Raw genomic sequence first — 20,072 nt, forward strand, 5'->3', positions numbered from 1 at the left:
GGCTTAAAAATGCTCTAAAGCCCTCGAATTGGTAGAACGACCGCGAAGCCGCCAAGCGTCGCTCTCGCAGCAAGCGTCTTTTTCCAGTTTTGCTACTCAAAACCGGACTGGTAGGAAGCCACTCTGAGCCGAAGTTGCCGACGAATGGCCACTTTCGGGTAACGGCGAGGGCCATCGGGAGGGCTTATAGGGGTCGATACCGGAATGACCGTTCGGGGTGGAGGCCGTGTGAGGACGGAGGCTCTACCGACACCGGTCGCAAACGCGTGGGAGCGTCACGGATCGAAGCGTTGGCCTTCAAGCCGGGATGGCCGCGATCAGCGGGCCGACACGGAAGATCTAAATCATCCGCTTCCTGTTGTAGGCCGGAATGTGGAGGCTCATGTCGGTTCTGACCTTTGCCAGGGTCCGGGTCAGGAATTGGGTCGCTCCGATCCAGGCCTTCAAGGTCCCGAACGGGTGTTCCACGGCCTGCCGACGGACCTTCATCGCGTCCGGCATCCGGTCGAGTCGGCCCTGCGTCGCGTCGAGGACGCTTTCGTACACCCAGCGCTTCCCGGCCAAGCACAGCGACGTCCTGGAACAGAGCCTGCCCTACCGGGTGCCGCTCAACCTCTACAGCGCAGTTGCGACCTTCAACGGCAGCGTGTTCCCCGACCGGACGCGGGGACGCTCAGCGCTTTCGGTGCGAGCGAAGCCGAGAACGTGCTGAGCCTGAACCTGGCCCGGGCCGTTATGCGCGGCGAGTTGACGCCGGAGCAGGCGCGCGAGAAGCAGGTCGCAGCGGAGCAGCAACTGCAGAACGGGCAAACGCCGGATTTGGCAGCCAAGCTGACCCTCGATCAGCAGCAGGAGGGCGACGTCTCCGACCCGGACACGGCAATCATCCTTCCGCCTGGCCGCACGCGGTAGTCATACGCTGGCTGCCGTCGCTGAGCTTGCGCGGAGGGACGGCAGCCAGGGCTTCGCCCTTCGGATGTCCGACGCGGGAGCGCTCGGCATTTTTGGGTGCGCCCCGTCTTCGTCGGGAGCCCGCGAGCCGCCGCACTATTCCGGCAGCGGCTGTCCGGTGGTCTCCGGCATGAACCAGGGGATGATCAGGCCGAGGAGGTAGACGCTTGACATCGTCAGCGCCGCCGCGGCCACGCCGCCGAATGAGGTCACGATCTGACCGGCGATGATCGGGAAGATCCAGGCGATCAGCCGGGCGCCGTTGAACACGAAGCTCGCCGCCGTCGCCCGAACCGCCGGCGTGAACAGCTCCACGAGGTAGATTGCCATCCACGAGAAGGCGAAGCCCAGGGTGAAGAACCCGTTGAGGAAGGCCAGTCCCATGAACGGCACCAGGCCGCCGGTCCAGAGATAGCAGGCGAGCGAGGTGACGATGCAGCCGACATAGGTGACGAGCAGGAACGCCCGCCGTCCGAGCGCGTCGGCGACGAAGCCCGAGATCAGATAGGCCGTGATCGCCCCGACATTGTAGATGATGCCCATGCGCGGGCCCCAGACATTGGCCGGCTCGCCAGCGAGCTTGGCCAGCCCCTCGGTATAGGCGGGCAGCCACGAGGACACCGCCCACCAGCCGACCGTGGTCGCGAAGGACATGGCGGTTGCCAGGAGCACCCGCCGGCGGCTCTCCCGCTCCCGGAAGATCTCCGCCAGCGTGAACGGACGTCGCGCGGTCTTGGCCGTGGTGCCGGCATCCTCGGTGGTGGCCGCCCAGCGCTGGGCCTTGAGCGCCTGCAGCCACTGCTCCGATTCCTCGAGAGCCCTTCGCAGGTACAGGCAGACGAAGGCCGGGAGTGCCCCCAACGCGAACATGATCCGCCAGGACTGGTCGCCCATCGGGTTGGTCGCGGCGAGCACCGCCCAGACGATGGCGGCGAGCACCGCGCCCCCGCCGAAGCCCGATTGCAGGAAGCCGCAGCCCTTCGGTCGCGCCCGGTTCGGCCAGGTCTCGGCCACGAGGGCGATGCCGGTGGACCATTCGGAGCCGATGGCGAGCCCGGTGATGAACCGCAGGATCGCGAGCTGCGTGAAGCTCTCCGCGAACGCGGTCAGTCCGGTGAAGATCGCATAGCCCAGGATGGAAAACATCATCATGCGCTTGCGGCCGATATAGTCGGCCGCAATCCCGCCAAGCAGTCCGCCCAGGCCCCATCCCAGGAGGGTGATGCCGATGGCCGCGCCCACGTAGAAGGCCGGCGTCTGGGCCTGCTCGGGGGTGAGAATGGTGTTCAGCGCCGGCCGCAGGGCGTAGACCAGGGCCACGGCCTCGTAGCCGTCGAAGATCCAGCCGAGATAGCTGCCCCAGAGGATGCGCCAGTGGCGCGGGGTCAGTCCCGCATACCATGGCGCGTCAGCGTCCTCGCGCAGCAGCACCTCGCCCGCCCTCATACCGTTCTCCTCCTACGGCGTGGTGCTTCCGAACCGCCCTCGGGGCAGCCCTTAGCCTGAATTGTCATGTCGCGGGCCCACAGGTGCCACCCGTGTTCACCACGTCCCGCACATAGCCTTCGGCGCGACCACCGCCGGCGCCTGACGCGAAGGGCCGCCCCGCCCCGAATGGGAACCGCGAACATCAGGCGACAGTGCGGGTGGGCTCGGACTGGATGCGCCCGCGCAGCCAGTTGATGACCCCGCCGGCGAGCAGGATCTCGATCTGGCGCGGCGACAGGTCGTGGCGCAGCCGGATCGTCTCCTTGCCCCCGCGGACGGTCGCCGTGACCTCTTTTCCGGCCGCCAGCGCGTCGGCGATTCCGGCGATCGCGACCGTATCGCCGAGCTCCAGCCGGTCGTAGTCGGTCGGATCCTGGAAAGTCAGCGGCAGGACGCCGAAATTCACGAGGTTCTGCCAGTGGATCCGGGCGAAGCTCTTGGCCAGCACCGTCTCCAGGCCGAGGTAGCGCGGCGCGAGCGCGGCGTTCTCGCGGCTCGAGCCCTGGCCGTAGTTCAGGCCGCCGACGATGGCGTGGCCGGCGCGCTCCTTGCCGCCCTGCTTCGCCCGCTTCGGGTAGGTATAGTCGATCGGCTCGAAGGTGAACTCGCTCGTCTTCGGGATGTTCGACCAGTAGGGCATCACCCGGGCGCCCGCCGGCATGATGTCGTCGGTGGAGATATCGTCGCCGGTCTTCAGCATCACCGGCACGCGGATGTCGGCGCCAAGCTTACCGAGGTCGGGCAGCGTCGTGATATTTTCGGATTTCTCCAGCCGCACCGCCCGGGCCTCCGCCTCGGCCAAGGGCGCCACCAGCATCGTGGTGTTGCCCGGCACCATCGCGGGCGGCATGATCCGCGGGTAGGGCATGTCGAGCGTGCGCGGATCGGTGATGACGCCGGTGAGCGCCGAGGCCGCGGCCGTCTCCGGGCTGCACAGGAACACGCTGTCCTCGCGGGTTCCCGAGCGGCCAGGAAAGTTGCGCGGCACCGTCCGCAGGGAATTGCGCCCCGAGGCCGGGGCCTGGCCCATGCCGATACAGCCGTTGCACCCGGCCTGGTGAACCCGCGCACCGGCGTGGATCAGGTCGGAGAGCTGGCCGTCTCGGATCAGCGTCTCTAGCACGTCTCGCGTCGAGGGATTGATGTCGAAGGACACCCGGTCGTGGGTGTTGCGGCCCTTCACGATCGCGGCCGCCACGGCGAAGTCTCGGAATCCCGGATTGGCCGAGGAGCCGATATAAGCCTGGTAGATCTCGGTGCCGGCGACTTCCGAGACCGGGACGACGTGGCCCGGGCTGGACGGCTTGGCGATCATCGGCACGAGGGATGACAGGTCGAGCTCCTCGTGGTCGTCGTAGGCGCAGCCCTCGTCAGCCGCCAGCGGCGTCCAGTCGCCGCCGCGCCCGACGCCGTCGAGGAAGGCCTTCGTCGCAGCATCGGAGGGGAATACGCTCGTCGTTGCGCCCATCTCGGCGCCCATATTGGCGATGACGTGCCGGTCCATCGCGGTCAGGCCATCCAGGCCCGGCCCGTAATATTCGATGATCCGCCCGAACCCGCCTTCTACACCGTGGCGGCCGAGCAGCGTCAGGATCACGTCCTTGGCGCTCACCCAGTCGGGCAGCGTCCCGGTGAGTTTGACCCCCCACACCCGGGGCATGCGCAGCTGCAGCGGCTCACCGGCCATAGCGAGCGCCACCTCGACGCCTCCCGCTCCGAAGGCGAGCATGCCGAGCGACCCGGCCGCGGGCGTATGGCTGTCCGAGCCCACCAAAGTCTGCCCCGGCTTGCCGAAGCTCTGCATGTGGACGGGATGGCTGATGCCGTTGCCGGGCCGCGAGTACCATACGCCGAAGCGGCGGCAGGCCGAGCGCAGGAACATGTGCTCGTCGGCATTGAGCTGGTCGTTCTGGACGAGGTTGTGATCGATGTACTGCGCCGCGAGCCCGACCTTGACGCGCTCGACGCCCATCGCCTCCAGCTCGAGCATGACGAGACCGCCGAGCACGTCCTGCAGGAGCGTTTGATCGATCCGAAGGGCGATCTCGCCGCCCGGCGTGAGGTCGCCCTCGGCGAGGTGCGATTGGACCAGCTTCTGCGTCAGGTTCAACGCCACCGGGCCGCCTCCCTTTGTCCTGCCCACGGTCCGCCGGGCCGGCGCCCGGTTCCGTGGTGTTGCGATCAGAGTAGTGGCGCGCGAACAGTGCGACAGACGGGGCGGTTACACCGGTGGAATTGTGTTCATCGTGGCGAAAATTCGTCCCTCGGCGAAGAGATGGCGTGAAGACTAGTCGATCGCCGGACCTCCGCGATCCATCTCGGGCCGGGGGTGCGGATCCGTGCGGCGCGTGCGTCAGGGGTCGGGACGACCACCGCCCCGGCTCCCTTAGCGGCAGCAGCTCACGAATGCACCGAGCTGTTATCACTCTCCGCCGGCTTCCTGCTTGAGACCGGAATGCGCAGCTTCATCCTGCCATCATGCTTGACCGTAAGAGCTGATCCTGGAGGAGACCTATGGCGATCGTATCGGCCAATTCATCCCGTACCGTGAGCACGCCGACGAGCGATCCCGGGGCCGGGATGATACCGACGACGGCAGGCTTTCCCGCGCGTAGGATAAATGCCGAACCGGTCTCGGCAGGCACACCCCGAGAGTCGTGGTCGAACAGCGGCAGGGATGGAGGTTCGTAACGCGTTTGGCAGCCGCGCTCGGCACCGATGAGCTGGTTTGCCTAAATTTATTAGCTTGTGTGGACAATGCCCACTAAGCTCGTCGTCCCGGTGTCCAGAGCGATGGCTCGGCTGAGGCCTAGCGGTTTCAGAGAGAGTGGATACGGCACGCTCCAGGACAGGCCAATGTGGATCGGCCGAACTCCTCGATTTGGCTAGCCGGCCTCCCTGCTTTTCCGCGACTCCGACATCTCGAAGCGTGGGATCCAGCGAACTCCTATCGGCTGCTGAATGACTCGCGATGTCCTATCGGGACAAAAAAGCGTCTCTTTGGGCGTAGGCACGCAGGGTCGGCAGCTCCATCCTCGCGGTCGCTTTCCGGTACGTTCTGAAGTGAGCCCCACATGCCCGGACCTGTCGTCGATCCCGTGGAGCCGTCGCCGGAATGGCGGAAGCGCGCCGACGTCGTTGTTGTCGGCGGCGGCATTATCGGCGTCTCGACTGCCCTCGAGCTCGCCGAGCGTGGCCTGTCCGTCGTCCTCTGTGAGAAGGGCGTCGTCGCCGGGGAGCAGTCGAGCCGTAACTGGGGCTGGGTGCGCCTGTCCCGCCGCGATCCCCGCGAGATCGACCTGATGGCGGCCTCGATCCGCCTCTGGAAGGGGCTGGCCGAGCGGGTGGGCCATGACGTCGGCTACCGGCAATGCGGCATCGTCGTGCCGTTTCACAGCGCCGCTTTCCGAGACAAGAACCTCGCCTGGCTCGAATACCTCAAGGGGACGCAATTGCGCGTCTCGGCCATCGAGAATGCCAGCGTGCGCGACCTCGTGCCCGATATGGATCTCGCCTACGACGGCGCCCTGTACTCGCCAACGGACGGCCGGGCCGAGCCGCAGTGCGCCGCGCCGGCCATCGCGCGCGCCGCCCAGGCCCGGGGCGCGACGATCCTCACGCACTGTGCGGTGCGCGCCATCGAGACGACCGGCGGAACGGTCAGCGGCGTGATCACCGAGCGCGGGCGGATCGCGGCGGGCGCGGTGGTGGTGGCGGGCGGAGCGTGGTCGCGGCTCCTCCTGCGCGGCATCGGCGTGACCCTGCCGCAGCTCAAGGTGCTGAACTCCGTCCTGCGCACCGAGCCCCTCGCCGGTGGCCCGGAGGTGACCGTGCGCGGGCCCGACTTCTCGGTGCGCAAGCGTGCCGACGGCGGCTACACGATCTCGACGCTCGCGGCGAACATCTACGACCTGACGCCGGACAGCTTCCGGTTCCTGCGCCAGTTCCTGCCGGCCCTGAAGATGGAATGGTCGGCCCTGCGGCCGCGGATCAGCGGCCGGTTCGTCCAGGAATGGCGCGAGTCGCAGCGTCCGCGGGCGGGCGAGCTCAGCCCCTTCGAGAAGACCCGGATCCTCGATCCCCAGCCGGACGCCGCCATGGCCGACCGGGCGCTGGCCCAGCTCGCCAAGGCCTTACCAGTCTTCGCCGGGGCGCGGGTCGCCCAGCACTGGGCTGGACTCATCGACGTGACCCCGGATGCCGTCCCGGTGATCTCGCCGGTGGAGAAGCGGCCCGGTCTCGTCGTCGCCACGGGCTTCTCCGGGCACGGCTTCGGCCTCGGGCCCGGCGCCGGACGCCTCGCCGCCGACCTCGTGACCGGTTCCCATCCAGTGGTCGATCCGAAAGCCTTCCGGTTCTCGCGATTCTCGGACGGCTCGAAGATCGTGCCGTTGACAGGCGTCTGACGCCGCGGCACGGCGCCCTCAAGGCCGCGTGGCGGGAGCCCGCATCACCGGAGAAGGTTCCGTCATGCCGTCAGGCTCTTCGAACCGGACGGCGGGTGATACCAACCAGCCGACGCGCGAGCCGGTCCTGTCGCAGGATCCGCACGCTCTCCGCGAGCCGCGGGAGAACAACCTCGAACGGGCGATCGGCCACGCGGTGCGCGAGCGCCGGAAACGGCTGGGCATTACCTCCGCCGACCTCGCTGCGACCACGGGCTTGTCGCCCGGGATGTTGTCCAAGATCGAGAACGGCAACATCTCGCCGTCGCTGACGACGCTGCAACTGCTCGCGCGATCCCTCGGGATGCCGATCACCGGCTTCTTCCGCGGTTTCGAGGAGGTCCGCAACGCGGTCTTCGTCAAGGCCGGAGAGGGGATCGAGCTGGAGCGGCGCGGCACGCGAGCCGGGCACCAGTACAACCTGCTCGGCCATATTCACGAGAACACCAGCGGCGTGACGGTCGAGCCGTACCTGATCACACTGACGACCGATTCGGACGTGTTCCCGACCTTCCAGCACACCGGGATGGAGTTTCTGTACATGCTGGAGGGCGAGGTCTTGTACCGGCATGGGGACCGGCACTTCCACATGCAGCCGGGCGACAGCCTGTTCTTCGATGCCGACGCGCCGCACGGCCCGGCGGAGTTGCTCGTGCTGCCAGCCCGCTACCTCTCGGTGATCGCCTATCCGCAATCCGGCACCACGGCCTGACCTCACTGATACCATTCCCAGGAAGAAATTTTATTTCTTGAAGGTTGATTTTTGCTGCGAAGCGCGCCTATGGTTCGGGCGTACCCGCGACGGAGGTGGTGCCATGTGCGGCATCGTCGGATTGTTCCTGAAGGACCCCACCCTGGAGCCGCGGCTGGGCGCGCTGCTCGCCGACATGCTCGTCACGATGACGGACCGTGGGCCGGATTCGGCGGGTCTCGCGATCTACGGGGCGCCGGTTTCCGGCCAGTCGAAGATCACCGTGCAGTCGGCCCGGCCCGAGGCGGATTTCGCCGGGCTGGAGCAGCGTCTCGCGGAGATCTCCGGCGGCAGCGCGCGCGTTGCCGTGAAGAGCACGCACGCGGTGATCACAGTCGGGACTGACCGGCTCGGGGCGACGCGCGCGGCCCTCAAGGACCTCTCCCCCGACTTGCGCGTGATGGGCGCGGGCGAGAGCGTCGAAATCTACAAGGAAGTCGGCCTGCCAAGAGATGTGGTCGCGCGCTTCGGCATCGCCGGCATGTCCGGCACCCATGGCATCGGCCATACCCGGATGGCGACGGAATCGGCCGTGACCACGATGGGCGCGCACCCGTTCTCGACGGGCGCCGACCAGTGCCTCGTCCATAACGGCTCGCTGTCGAACCACAACAACTTGCGCCGGAGCCTCGCCCGCAACGGCATGGCCTTCGAGACCCAGAACGATTCCGAGGTGGCAGCCGCCTACCTCACCACCGCGATGGCGCGGGGCCGAGACCTCGGCGCAGCGCTCGCCGGGGCGCTGGAGGATCTGGACGGGTTCTTCACCTTCGTGGTCGGCACCAAATCCGGCTTCGGGGTACTGCGCGACCCGATCGCCTGCAAGCCCGCGATCATGGCCGAGACCGAGCGCTACGTCGCCTTCGGCTCGGAATACCGGGCGCTGGTCGGCCTGCCGGGGATCGAATCCGCCCGCGTCTGGGAGCCCGAGCCGGCGACCGTCTACTTCTGGGACCAGCGGCAGGCCGCCTGAGCCGCGCCGCCGCCCTCTCATCACGGATCTCGTCCATGCCCGTCTTCGATTTGGCGACGACGCCGCTGCGCGACCTGAATCAGGCCCTTCACGGCGTCGCCGCCGGCGCCAACGACACCGCCTTCGAAGTCCTCAACCCTCGCGGCCAGCACGCGGTAGCGGTCGGCATCGACGGCCCCGTCACCGTCACGGTGCGCGGCTCGGTAGGCTATTACTGCGCCGGCATGAACGACGGCGGCATCGTGACCGTGCAGGGCTCGGCCGGCCCGGGTGTGGCCCAGAACATGATGGCCGGCACCGTCGTGATCGAGGGCGACGCCTCGCAATATGCCGGGGCGACCGGACGCGGCGGCCTCCTCGTCATCAAGGGCAACGCGGCCTCGCGCTGCGGCATCTCGATGAAGGGAATCGACATCGTCGTGCACGGCTCGATCGGGCACATGTCGGCCTTCATGGGCCAGTCCGGCTCCCTCGTGGTGCTCGGCGATGCCGGCGAGGCGCTGGGCGACTCGCTCTACGAGGCGAAGCTGTTCGTGCGCGGCAGCGTGAAGAGCCTCGGGGCCGACTGCATCGAGAAGCCGATGCGCCCCGAGCATCTGGAGCACTTGGCGCTCCTGCTGGACCGGGCCGGGGTCACGGACGCCCGGCCCGAGGAGTTCCGGCGCTATGGCTCGGCCCGCCAGCTCTACAGCTTCAACATCGACAACGCCGACGCCTACTGAGCGGGAGACCGGGTATGACTTACCAGAACCCGCCGATGCCGCCGCGCAAGTCGGCGACCTTCGACGACCACACGATGGCGGAGATCCGCCGGGCTGCGGCCACCGGCATCTACGACATCCGCGGCGGCGGCACGAAGCGCAAGCTCCCCCATCTCGATGACCTCTTGTTCCTCGGCGCCTCGATGTCGCGTTATCCGCTGGAGGGCTACCGGGAGACCTGCGGAACCGGGGTCACCCTCGGCACACGCTTTGCGAAGAAGCCGATCGCGCTGAAGATCCCGATCACTATCGCCGGCATGAGCTTCGGATCCCTGTCCGCCAACGCCAAGGAGGCTCTCGGCCGCGGCGCGACGCTGGCCGGCACCTCCACCACGACCGGCGACGGCGGCATGACCGACGAGGAGCGCGGCCATTCCGAGATCCTCGTCTACCAGTACCTGCCCTCCCGCTACGGCATGAACCCGCGCGACCTCCGGCGCGCCGACGCCATCGAGGTGGTGGTTGGCCAGGGTGCCAAGCCCGGCGGCGGCGGCATGCTGCTCGGCCAGAAGATCTCCGACCGGGTCGCCGCCATGCGCGACCTGCCCAAGGGAATCGACCAGCGCTCCGCCTGCCGCCACCCGGACTGGACTGGCCCCGACGATCTGAAGATCAAGATCGGCGAGCTGCGCGAGATCACCGACTGGGAGAAGCCGATCTACGTCAAGGTCGGCGGCGCGCGGCCCTATTACGATACCGCCCTCGCCGTGAAGGCCGGCGCCGACGTGGTCGTTCTCGACGGCATGCAGGGCGGCACGGCCGCGACCCAGGACGTGTTCATCGAGCATGTCGGCCAGCCGACGCTGGCCTGCATCCGGCCCGCCGTGCAGGCGCTGCAGGATCTCGGCCTGCACCGGACGGTGCAGCTCGTGATCTCCGGGGGCATCCGCTCAGGCGCCGACGTCGCCAAGGCCATCGCGCTGGGGGCGGACGCGGTCTCGATCGGCACCGCCGCGCTGGTCGCCATCGGCGACAACGACCCGGCCTACGAGGAGGAATACCGCAAGCTCGGCTCGACCGCGGGCGCCTACGACGACTGGCACGAGGGCCGCGACCCCGCGGGCATCACCACACAGGATCCCGAGCTGATGGCCCGCCTCGACCCGGTGCGCGCCGGCCGGCGGCTGGCCAACTACCTGAAGGTCATGACCCTGGAGGCGCAGACGATCGCGCGCGCCTGCGGCCACAACCACCTGCACAATCTGGAGCCGGAAGACCTCGTGGCGCTGACCCTCGAGGCCGCCGCCATGGCCCGCGTGCCCCTCGCCGGCACCGACTGGTACCCGGGCAAAGCGGGCTTCTAAGGCCCTTCAACCCCGCCGGTCGCGCCGGTTCGGGCGCGGTCGGCACCTACCGATCCGCGCTCAGGGGGGCTGCCGTGACGACCGACCTTTCCGCCTATGCCGCCGAACACGGCGTACGCTACTTCATGATCTCCTACACGGACCTGTTCGGCTGCCAGCGCGCCAAGCTGGTGCCGGCGCAGGCGATCGGCGACATGCAGCGCGACGGTGCGGGCTTCGCGGGCTTCGCCACATGGCTCGATCTGACCCCGGCCCATCCCGACCTGTTCGCGATGCCGGACGCCGCCTCGGTGATCCGCCTGCCCTGGAAGCCGGACGTGGCCTGGGTCGCGGCCGATTGCACCATGGCGGACGCCCCCGTCGACCAGGCGCCCCGGGTGGTGCTCAAGCAACTCGTGGCGCGGGCCGCCGCCGAGGGTCTGCGGGTCAAGACCGGCGTCGAGGCGGAGTTCTTCCTGCTCGCGCCGGACGGCGCGGCGATCTCCGACCACCACGATCGTGCGGAGAAGTCCTGCTACGATCAGCAGGCGCTGATGCGCCGCTACGACGTGATCGCCGAAATCTGCGACCACATGCTCGCGCTCGGCTGGAAGCCCTACCAGAACGACCACGAGGACGCGAACGGCCAGTTCGAGATGAACTGGGAATACGACGACGCCCTGGCCACCGCCGACAAGCACGCCTTCTTCAAGTTCATGGTCCGGTCGGTGGCCGAGCGGCACGGATTGCGGGCGACCTTCATGCCGAAGCCGTTCCCCGGCCTCACCGGCAACGGCTGCCACTGCCACGTCTCGGTGTGGAACGCGGCCGGGACCGAGAACGCCTTCGCGGATCCCGAGATGCCGTTCGGCCTGTCGGCCCGGGGACGGCACTTCCTCGGCGGGATCATGCGGCACGCCCCGGCACTCGCCGCGATCACCAACCCCACGGTCAATTCGTACAAGCGCATCAACGCACCCCGTACGATCTCGGGGGCGACCTGGGCGCCGAACGCCGTGACCTGGTCCGGCAACAACCGCACCCACATGGTGCGGGTACCGGGACCCGGGCGGTTCGAGCTGCGCCTGCCCGACGGCGCGGCCAATCCCTACCTGCTTCAGGCGGCGATCCTGGCCGCGGGCCTCGACGGTCTGGCGCACGCGGCCGATCCCGGGCCGCACAGTGATGTCGACATGTACCGGGAGGGCCACGCCATCACCGGCGCCCCGCGCCTGCCGCTCAACCTGCTGGACGCCCTGCGCGCCTTCGAGGCCGACGAGTCCCTCCGCACGAACCTGGGGGACGCCTTCTCCTCCGCCTATCTCAAGCTGAAGCGAAGCGAGTGGGACAGCTTCTGCGCCCATTTCACCGCCTGGGAGCGCGAGACGACTCTCGATATCTGACGCGATGTCCGCGGCGATGCGCTCCTGGTCTGTCCTCTCGGCGCAGGCGCCTCCTCAAAGATCAGTCAGAGTACCTGCGAGAGGAAGCGGCGCGTCCGCTCGTCCTTCGCGGAGGCGAAGAAGGTCGCGGGCGGCCCGTGCTCGACGATGACGCCGCGGTCGGTGAAGTAGATGTGGTCGGCCACGTCGCGGGCGAAGTTCATCTCGTGGGTGACGAGCATGCACGTCATGCCCTCCTCGGCGAGTTCCCGGATCGTCACCAGCACCTCCTTGACCGTCTCCGGATCCAGGGCGGCGGTGACCTCGTCGAACAGCATCACGTCGGGCCGCATCGCGAGCGAGCGGGCGATGGCGACGCGCTGCTGCTGGCCGCCGGAGAGCTCGCCCGGATAGGCGTCCTCCTTGCCGGCCAGCCGGACCTTGGCGAGCAGGGCGCGAGCCCGGGCCTCGACCTCGCGCCTGTCCTGCCCGAGGACGTGGATGGGGGCCATCATCACGTTCTGCAGCGCGGTCTTGTGCGGGAACAGATTGTACTGCTGGAACACCATCCCGACCTTGCGGCGCAGCGCCAGCTTGTCGAGGCGCGGATCTGTCACCTCGATCCCCTCGACCCGGATCGAGCCCGCCGTGACCGGCACCAGCGCGTTGACGCAGCGGATCAGCGTGGACTTGCCGGACCCCGAGGGGCCGATGATGCAGACCACCTCGCCCTTGCGCACATCGAAGCTGATCCCCTTCAGCACCTCGAACGTCCCGAAGGACTTGTGCACGTCGACGAGGCGGACGATCGGCTGATCGGGCGTCCAGCCCTGGGACGGTGTGCCGGCCATGGTCGCGCGCATCCTGCTCAGCGGGTCTCGAAGCGGCGTTCCAGGCCGGCGGTCAGCCGGTCGATCGGGTAGCAGTAGAGGAAGAAGCAGAGCAGGGCGAAGCCGTAGAGCGGGGCGAACAGCTCCGGGCGCCCGCCCTCGGCGGCGTGCACCTGCCCGGTCAGCGTCAGCATCTCGGTGACCCCGACGATCGATGCCTGCACGGTGGCCATCGCGATCAGCGAATAGACATTCATCCAGGGCGGCAGCATGCGCTTCACGCACTGGGGCAGGATGATGCGCCATAGCGTTTGCCGCCGGGTGAAGGCCAGGGATTCGGCCGCCTCCCATTGCGTGTTCGGTACCGAGCGCACGGCGCCGCGCACGATCTCGGCGACGTTGGCCATCACCGGCAGGCTGAACCCGAACGTCGCCTTCACCCAATCGGGCAGCGGCACCCGGAGGCCGAACACCGTGACCTGGAACGGCACGAGGAACATCACGAAGAACAGCAGCACCAGCCAGGGCACGTTGCGGAAGACCTGCGTGGCCGACCACGCGATGCGGCGCAGCACTCGGCCCTCTGCCAGCATGGCCAGCCCGAGCCCGATGCCGGCCGCCGTGCCGATCGCCATCGCCATCAGGGAGATCGCGACGTTGAAGGCGAAACCCGTGAGCAGGAGGGGCGCCCATTTGACGACCACCTCCAGCGGCGACAGGGCGGCGGCCCCGCCCTGCGCCCAGGCCGGTAGGGCAACAATCGTGAGGCCGCAGAGCAGCCAGCCATGGATGGGGCGCAGGCGCGCCGGCGGTGCGGTGTAGGGAATTTCGAACGGCAACAGCACCGGCAGATCCCCCGGGCGGCCTGTCGGGCGCGCGTCGCCGCCGGGGCCGTTCCGATCCGAAGCGTTCATCGGCCGTATCCGGGGATGCGCAGCGCGCGCTCCCAGCGGTGCATGATCCACACGAGCACCCCGACGAGGACCGCGTAGGTCGCGAGCAGCACCAGCATCATCTCGAGGACGTTCTGCGACTCGGACCAGATCTGCTTGACCGCGTAGAGCGTCTCGGGGACCGCGATGGCGTAGGCGAGCGTGGTGGTCTTCAAGAGGTTGATCAGGTTGTTGTTCAGCGCCGGCAGGCAGACGCGGAGCGCCAGCGGCAGGACCACGTAGCGGTAGGCCTTGAACCGGGTGTAGCCGAGCGCCTCAGCGGCCTCGACGGTGGTCTTGGGCACAGCCTCGATGCCGGAGCGGAAGATCTCGACGTTGAACGCGCCCGCAAACAGCGCGAGCGAGACGATCGCCCATTGCACGTTGTCGAGGATCGGGGCCCGCAACCCGTCGGCCGAGCGTACGTCCGGCAGGAGTGTGCCGAGTCCGAAGTAGAAGAAGAAGATCTGCACCAGCGGCGGCGTGTTGCGGAACACCACGACGAAGCCGTTGACCAACCCCCGCAGGAGGCGCGACGGCCCGCTCTGCAGGAGTGCCCCGACCGCGCCGATCACGAGACTGATCAGGATCGTGCTGATCCCGAGCAGCAGCGTCATCCGCAGACCGGCGACGTAGCGGTCCCAGTCATACGGGTCGTAGAAGACCGTGAAGTTGAAGCCGGTTGTCTCGTAGAGACGCTGGAACCACGTCTGGACCGCCTCGATCATCGCGGACAGATGTCCCGGCTCGTCGAACGGTCGCGCATCAGTTGGTCGCGTTCTTGTACTTCTCGTGCATCGCCTTCGAGTAGGCGGTCGGCTCGATGCCCCACTTCTTCTCACCGGCGACGATGAAGCCTGTCTTCATCCAGTCCTTGGTTGCGTCCTCGACCATCGTCTGGAGCGTGGTGTTGCCCTGCGCCACCGCCATCATCCACGGCGCGTCGAGGATGCCCTTAAGCGGCAGGGCGTAGCCGGCCTTCCAATCATCGTCGAGCAGCTTACCCTGGAGCATGCTCTGGTCGTAGACGTAGCCGAGGCAGTTGCCCTGCTTCAGCGCGAAGAGCGGCTTCTCGGAGCCGTCGAAGGCGACGATCTCCGCCCCGTAGGTGCGGGCGACGTCCTTGTTGTACCAAGCCCCCGAGGTCGCGCAGAGCGGCTTGCCTTTCAGCTGGGCCCAGTCGGTGATGCCGGAGGTCTTGGGCAGCAGCACGTTGACGAAGTCGGAATAGTATTGCGGGTCGATGGCCTGCACGACACGGCGGCGCTCCGGCTTGTCCGAAAGCGTCGCGATCAGGAGATCGACCTTGCCCTGCTGCAGGAACTCGATCCGGTTGGCCGAGACCACCGGCACCAGTTCGAGCTTCACGCCGAGGCGCTTGGCCAGGTCGGCGGCGAGATCGGGCTCGAGCCCGATGATCGTGCCGCTCGGATCACGGAACCCGAAGGGCTTGTAGTCCGCCTTCACGCCGACGATCAGCGTCCCACGCTGCTTGATCGCGTCGACGCCGTCCGCGGCCGAGGCTTGACCGGTCACAGCGAGGGCCGAAACCGCCGCTAGCGCGCCGAGAGTCAGGAAGGTGCGGATCGTGTGTCGCATCGGCTCGGTCCTGCGCGGGTGATCTGATCTTGGCATGGTTTCTAGCAATCCACGAGCCATCGGCCGGCGGATCAACCGAAGCGTGCGAGTGCGAACGGCGTGAGGTCGGGTCGCCCGGCGGCTCCGGACAGGTCCGCGGCGACGGCCTCGCCGATACCCGCCGAATGCTTGAAGCCGTGCCCCGAGCAGGCGGAGACCACGAGCAATCGATCCATCTCGGGATGCCGGTCGATGATGAAGCCGCGATCGGGTGTCACCGTGTAAACGCAGGCCGCGGCCCGCACGATCTCCGGGGTGGCGCCGGCCAGCCGGTTCTCGACCCGCAGCCGGTACATCGCGTCGGATTCCATCGGGTCGACGCGGCGCTCGACCGCGTCGGCGGTGGTGGCGGTGCTGTACTGCTCGGTCGCGACCTTGATGGCGCGCTCCCCCGCCATGGGCGGGAAGCCGTAGAGGTAGTCCGTGTCGCCCGTCCCGTACATCCAGATGAAGACGGGCGAGCGCGGCCCATACGCGGCTTCGTCCGTCAGCGCGTACCAGTGCAGGAGTTGGCGCCGGACCGTCAGCAGCCCGTCGAACGGACGCCCAAGCAGCGGGGCGGTCCAGGCGCCGGCCGCGACCACGGCGCGATCGGCCAGGATCACGCCGTCGGCGGTCTCGATGCGGACACCGGACCCGTCCTGCTGCAGCGCCAGGACCTCGCAGCCGGTCCGGATCTTGGCCCCCAAGGCAACGGCGCGGGTGAGCTGCGCCGCGATACAGCGCTCCGGGAACACGTAGCCGCCGCCCGGCTCGTAATAGGCCTTCTCGTCGCCAGCGAGGTTCAGGAATTGCGGGAAGCGGCGGGTGACCTCCGCCCCGTCGAGCACCTCGTGCGCGATCCCGGCACCCTGCGCAGCGCTGATCGAGCGGCCGACGAAATCCGGCTTGCCGTGGTGGGAGGAGACGCCGTGACCGGGAGCCATGACCAGGGCGCCGCAAGCGTTCAGCAGGGTCTCGCCCGTTTCCGCTTCCAATTCCCGCCAGATCCGATGCGCGGCGGTGACGAACGGGACGTAGTCGCTTCCCTCGCCGACGGCCTGGCGCGTGATCCGGGTTTCGCCGTGGCTCGACCCGAGCGCGTGCGGCGGCGCGAAGCGATCGAGCCCGATCACCGCGGCACCGCGTTTGGCCAGTTGGTAGAGGGCAGCACTGCCCATGGCCCCGAGACCCAGGACTGCGACGTCGAACCGGCGCGTCATCGCGCATGCCCCCGCAGGCCGGCGTTGCGCGGCGGCTCGGGTTCATCCGGGGACGAGGGAGGCGTGGAGAAACCGGGCATTCTGGGGCGATCTCAAGCCAAGAGGTTACGCGACCATGAGAATGACGCGCCCTGGTTGTTGCGCTTGACCGTAACAGACGGTTTCTATCACGAATGAGCCAACCGCATGCGCCGACATCGAATAAGGCATCGTCTGCGCTGGGGGACCGTCCTCAGGAGATCGGCTACATCCTGGTTCCAGGCTTCGCATTGCTGTCGTTCGCATCGGCCTGCGAGCCGTTCCGGGCGGCCAATCAGCTGGCCGGCCGGGTTCTCTACCGGCTGCGCTACTTCGGCGAGGCGGAAGGCCGTGTCGTGTCCTCCTCGGGCGCGGAGATTCCCGCTGAGGAGCTGCCCTGCGGGCGCGGATCCCTGCACACCGTCTTCGTCTGCGCAGGCGGCGAGCCGAACGCTTGGAACAGGCCCGCAATCCATGCGGCCTTGCGGCGGCTCGCCCGGCTCGGCGTGCGCATCGGCGGCATTTCGGGCGGCCCCTACCTGATGGCCGCGGCGGGACTTCTGGTCGACCGGGCGTTCACCATCCACTGGGAGCACGCGGGCGCCACGATCGAGGCGTTCCCGCAAGCGCGCCTCACCCGCGCGCGCTACGTCGCCGATCCCGATCGCCTGACCTGCGGAGGCGGCGTCGCTCCCCTCGACATGGCCCACACGCTGATCGCCGAACGCATGGGGACGGCGTTCGCGCGCCGCGTGTCGGATTGGTTCCTCCACACGGCGGTCAGCGCTGCGGATGACCCGCAGCGGGCCTCGACGGCGGAGCGCTACGGCGTTCATCATCCGGCCCTGCTCATCGTCCTTGAGACCATGGAGAAGACTGTCGAAGCGCCCCTCGGCCGCCAAGCCATGGCCCGCCTCGCAGCTGTCAGTGAGCGTCATCTCGACCGCCTCTTCCTCGACAAGCAGGGCCTGAGCTTCTCGGCGCAGTACCGGGCCATCCGCTTGGCCCATGGCCGCCGGCTGCTACGTCAGAGTCCACTCAGAATTGGAGAGATCGCGACGGCCTGCGGCTTCTCGAGCGCTGCCCATTTCTCGCGCAGCTACCGATCGCATTTCGGTTGCAGCCCATCCGCGGAACGATGAACGGAATCGTCAAAGTGAATGCGGCGGACCCGCCCGGCAACGCAAGACAATCAGACTTCGGAGCAAGGTTCATCAACCGGTGTCCCTGCACCAACTTTTACCTCGGGTCACCGTTTGGGTGTCAATCACGATGCCGAAAGTCCAGCGCGACTACGGATACTGGGACAGCAGTGTGCCCTTATGCTCAATCAATGCATCCATGCAGATCTTGCACGGTGGTGGACATATGACCGCTGTCTGGATGCGCTGGCAGCCTTCGCTATGCTCGGATTGGCGCGAACAGTCGCAACGGTTGTGTCAACATTTTTCAGTGCTCGCCCAGGAGCGGACAGTCTGAAATCCACGCAACCCAGTCGTTCAGGGTCGCCCGTCCGCGGGACCGGAAATGGCCGATATCGGACGAATTTCCAAGCAAAGCGGACGTTGGTTATCCAAATGCTTGAGGCCCAAACTAATCGATGAATCCAGCCTACTCGGTGCAGGCCCACAGCCGCTGTCAGGGCGGTCGTTCCGGCAGCTTTGCACCATCCCCGTGTGCAGGCGGGGCCGAGCGGGTTTAGCTGTTGAGACCGGGCCGCTCGGCCCCTATCGAAGCGTGGACCCTGGGAAGGATTTCCACTTCGATTCCGTTTGCACCGCGACCGCGTGCGGATCGTGGTGGATGAGCGCTTGGCGTCAGCCCTTGCGGACCAGCGGGGCCACCACCGCAGCCGGCGCCGGCGGGGTGTAGAGCGGGACGACGAAGCGGACGAAGCCGTCGGTCGAGTAATTGTCCCGGGTCCGACCGAGGGCGTTCGTGTACTGGGCGCCCGTGACCACGTCGCGCGCCACGTAAGCCTGAACGGTGAAGGCCTTGAAGTCGTAGCCGACGAGGCCACCGACCGCGAAGCGGCCGCGATTGCCATTCGCCGCGCTGAACTGGCTGGTGTCGAAGTTGTAGACGCCGTAGGCGACTGGGCCAATCTCGAAATTGCCGAACTTCTTCGTGGCGGTCAGATCCAGCAAGATTGCATCCGAGAGGCGGATTGGTCCGATCGCTGCCCCGATCGGACCACCGAAGCGGCCGGGCGTGTCGTAGACGTTGCCGGTCAGGTTGGCGGTGATGTTCCAGCCGTCGCCGGTATAGCTGCCGGCGACACCGAACCTGTACGTGTTCGAGGAGAGCTGCGGCAGCACGGGCGTACCGGACAAACCGGTCCCGAGCGAGCCGCGGCCGGCATCGAGGTCGTTCAAGTGAACGCCGCCCAGGAAACTGACGCCGAAATTGTTGCCGAGATCGAACGCCCAGATGCCGGCGAGCAGGGTACCGACGTTGATCGAGATGTCCTTGTTTCGCTGGCCGGCGCCGTTGCGGGTGAAGGCGAACACGGTGGGTTGCGCGACGAGGGCTTCGATGCGGCCGCCGAGAGGAGTCAGCGGGGTCGACCAGAGCAGGAACGGGACATTGATCGCGGTGTCGGGCGAGAACGGCTGATCGCTGCGACGGTAAATGAAGGTGTCGACCGCGTAGAGGCCCTCGGGCAAGGGCGCGCCGGCGGCGAGGCCGACCTGCTCGCCCGGAATCGTTGTGGCTTGGGCGAAAGCGGCCGTCGCGCTCAACGCGACGGCCGCAGCGCCCGCGAGCGTTGCCGTGATCCTGTTCAGCATCCTCAATCCCCTTCTTGCCGGGCGCAGGCCGAGCGTTCCCGTTCGCCGGAAAGCCCCGGCGCAGATATCGATAGGTTGTTTTTTGGGCCGTAGGCTCTTGCTTGTATGGAAACGCGATCAATTTGTACGTATTTCCATATCGACTATGAGTGTGCCACTGTTTGACTTCGAGTCTACTGTAAAAATGACGACCGATACGAGGGGATGCGCTCATGTTGCTGCGAAAGCACGCTGGCCGGCGGCAAGATCGACACATGCCGGAGCTCGTTCGCACGGCTGTGGCATATAGGAGATGCGAGCAAAGACGAGTGCTTAGAGCGCCTAACAGAACGGGCACGGATTGGGCGGGCGGGCGTTGGTCGTGATGGCTCGTCCGCTTCTGCCCGATGATCTCTGGACCGAGATTGCGCCGCTTCTGCCGCCGTCCCGCCCACGTCCAAAAGGTGTCCGACGGCCGATCGAGAACCGAGCTGCGTTGACCGGCATTCTGTTCGTGCTGCGCTCAGGCGTTCCGTGGGAGATGCTGCCAGCGGAGATGGGCTGCGGCTGCGGGATGAGTTGCTGGCGGCGCCTGCGCGACTGGCAGGCGGCCGGCGTATGGGCCCGCCTGCATCAGGTGCTCTTGGAGC

17 protein-coding genes and 1 pseudogene are annotated in these 20,072 nt (G+C 67.5%); 9 read left to right on the top strand and 9 right to left on the bottom strand.

The window, feature by feature from the left end:
• Nucleotides 1-339: 339 nt before the first annotated feature.
• Nucleotides 340-555, bottom strand: a pseudogene (locus tag BM228_RS24925) (IS5/IS1182 family transposase); the annotation flags it as partial.
• Nucleotides 556-705: 150 nt separating this feature from the next.
• On the opposite strand from BM228_RS24925, the gene BM228_RS35520 reads away from it, so the two are divergent.
• Nucleotides 706-912: a hypothetical protein gene (locus BM228_RS35520; RefSeq protein WP_244537300.1), complete on the top strand. Its 207-nt coding sequence runs from the start codon at nucleotides 706-708 to the stop codon at nucleotides 910-912.
• A gap of 135 nt (nucleotides 913-1,047) precedes the next feature.
• On the opposite strand, the gene BM228_RS24935 is transcribed toward BM228_RS35520, so the two are convergent.
• On the bottom strand, nucleotides 1,048-2,397 hold the full coding sequence (locus BM228_RS24935; protein WP_092044815.1) for an MFS transporter: 1,350 nt from the start codon (nucleotides 2,395-2,397) through the stop codon (nucleotides 1,048-1,050).
• Nucleotides 2,398-2,581: 184 nt separating this feature from the next.
• Complete coding sequence (locus tag BM228_RS24940) at nucleotides 2,582-4,555, bottom strand: aconitate hydratase (protein ID WP_092044817.1); 1,974 nt, start codon at nucleotides 4,553-4,555, stop codon at nucleotides 2,582-2,584.
• 958 nt (nucleotides 4,556-5,513) lie between these two features.
• Here BM228_RS24940 and BM228_RS24945 point away from each other — a divergent pair.
• The 6 genes from BM228_RS24945 (at nucleotide 5,514) to glnT (ending at nucleotide 12,055) form a co-directional block, all read left to right on the top strand.
• A complete protein-coding gene (locus BM228_RS24945) occupies nucleotides 5,514-6,845 on the top strand; it encodes an NAD(P)/FAD-dependent oxidoreductase (RefSeq protein WP_092044818.1) in 1,332 nt (443 codons plus the stop codon).
• Nucleotides 6,846-6,909: 64 nt separating this feature from the next.
• A complete protein-coding gene (locus BM228_RS24950) occupies nucleotides 6,910-7,596 on the top strand; it encodes a helix-turn-helix domain-containing protein (protein WP_092044820.1) in 687 nt (228 codons plus the stop codon).
• Nucleotides 7,597-7,699: 103 nt separating this feature from the next.
• Nucleotides 7,700-8,608, top strand: coding sequence for a class II glutamine amidotransferase (locus BM228_RS24955; RefSeq protein ID WP_092044821.1), 909 nt, complete (start codon nucleotides 7,700-7,702; stop codon nucleotides 8,606-8,608).
• Nucleotides 8,609-8,643: 35 nt separating this feature from the next.
• Nucleotides 8,644-9,330 (top strand): GltB/FmdC/FwdC-like GXGXG domain-containing protein, encoded by a 687-nt coding sequence (locus BM228_RS24960; RefSeq protein WP_092044823.1) that lies wholly within the window; start codon nucleotides 8,644-8,646, stop codon nucleotides 9,328-9,330.
• 14 nt (nucleotides 9,331-9,344) lie between these two features.
• Nucleotides 9,345-10,673, top strand: coding sequence for an FMN-binding glutamate synthase family protein (locus BM228_RS24965; RefSeq protein WP_092044824.1), 1,329 nt, complete (start codon nucleotides 9,345-9,347; stop codon nucleotides 10,671-10,673).
• A 74-nt stretch (nucleotides 10,674-10,747) separates the two neighbouring features.
• Nucleotides 10,748-12,055 carry a type III glutamate--ammonia ligase gene (glnT, locus tag BM228_RS24970; RefSeq protein WP_092044826.1) on the top strand — a complete coding sequence of 436 codons (1,308 nt, stop codon included), beginning with the start codon at nucleotides 10,748-10,750 and terminating at the stop codon, nucleotides 12,053-12,055.
• Between the two features lie 65 nt (nucleotides 12,056-12,120).
• Here the strand turns inward: glnT and BM228_RS24975 are convergent, their stop codons facing one another.
• The 5 genes from BM228_RS24975 to solA all read right to left on the bottom strand — a co-directional run bounded on the left by BM228_RS24975 (nucleotide 12,121) and on the right by solA (nucleotide 16,636).
• On the bottom strand, nucleotides 12,121-12,885 hold the full coding sequence (locus BM228_RS24975; protein WP_280142351.1) for an amino acid ABC transporter ATP-binding protein: 765 nt from the start codon (nucleotides 12,883-12,885) through the stop codon (nucleotides 12,121-12,123).
• 17 nt (nucleotides 12,886-12,902) lie between these two features.
• Nucleotides 12,903-13,778, bottom strand: coding sequence for an amino acid ABC transporter permease (locus BM228_RS24980; RefSeq protein ID WP_092044829.1), 876 nt, complete (start codon nucleotides 13,776-13,778; stop codon nucleotides 12,903-12,905).
• Nucleotides 13,775-14,524: an amino acid ABC transporter permease gene (locus BM228_RS24985; protein WP_092044830.1), complete on the bottom strand. Its 750-nt coding sequence runs from the start codon at nucleotides 14,522-14,524 to the stop codon at nucleotides 13,775-13,777. Before BM228_RS24985 ends, BM228_RS24980 begins: the two co-directional genes overlap by 4 nt.
• Nucleotides 14,525-14,561: 37 nt before the next feature.
• Entirely contained in the window at nucleotides 14,562-15,395 is an 834-nt protein-coding gene (locus BM228_RS24990; protein WP_092044832.1) for a transporter substrate-binding domain-containing protein, read from the bottom strand.
• Between the two features lie 71 nt (nucleotides 15,396-15,466).
• Entirely contained in the window at nucleotides 15,467-16,636 is a 1,170-nt protein-coding gene (gene solA, locus BM228_RS24995; protein WP_092044833.1) for an N-methyl-L-tryptophan oxidase, read from the bottom strand.
• A 173-nt stretch (nucleotides 16,637-16,809) separates the two neighbouring features.
• Here solA and BM228_RS25000 point away from each other — a divergent pair, with 173 nt between their 5' ends.
• Entirely contained in the window at nucleotides 16,810-17,796 is a 987-nt protein-coding gene (locus BM228_RS25000; RefSeq protein WP_092044835.1) for a GlxA family transcriptional regulator, read from the top strand.
• Between the two features lie 675 nt (nucleotides 17,797-18,471).
• Here the strand turns inward: BM228_RS25000 and BM228_RS25005 are convergent.
• On the bottom strand, nucleotides 18,472-19,443 hold the full coding sequence (locus BM228_RS25005) for a transporter family protein (protein ID WP_092044836.1): 972 nt from the start codon (nucleotides 19,441-19,443) through the stop codon (nucleotides 18,472-18,474).
• A 364-nt stretch (nucleotides 19,444-19,807) separates the two neighbouring features.
• On the opposite strand from BM228_RS25005, the gene BM228_RS25010 reads away from it, so the two are divergent.
• The coding region (locus tag BM228_RS25010) for a transposase (RefSeq protein WP_139234189.1) at nucleotides 19,808-20,072 on the top strand (265 nt) is incomplete at its 3' end.

The sequence above is a fragment of the Methylobacterium pseudosasicola genome (assembly GCF_900114535.1).
Lineage (GTDB): Bacteria > Pseudomonadota > Alphaproteobacteria > Rhizobiales > Beijerinckiaceae > Methylobacterium > Methylobacterium pseudosasicola.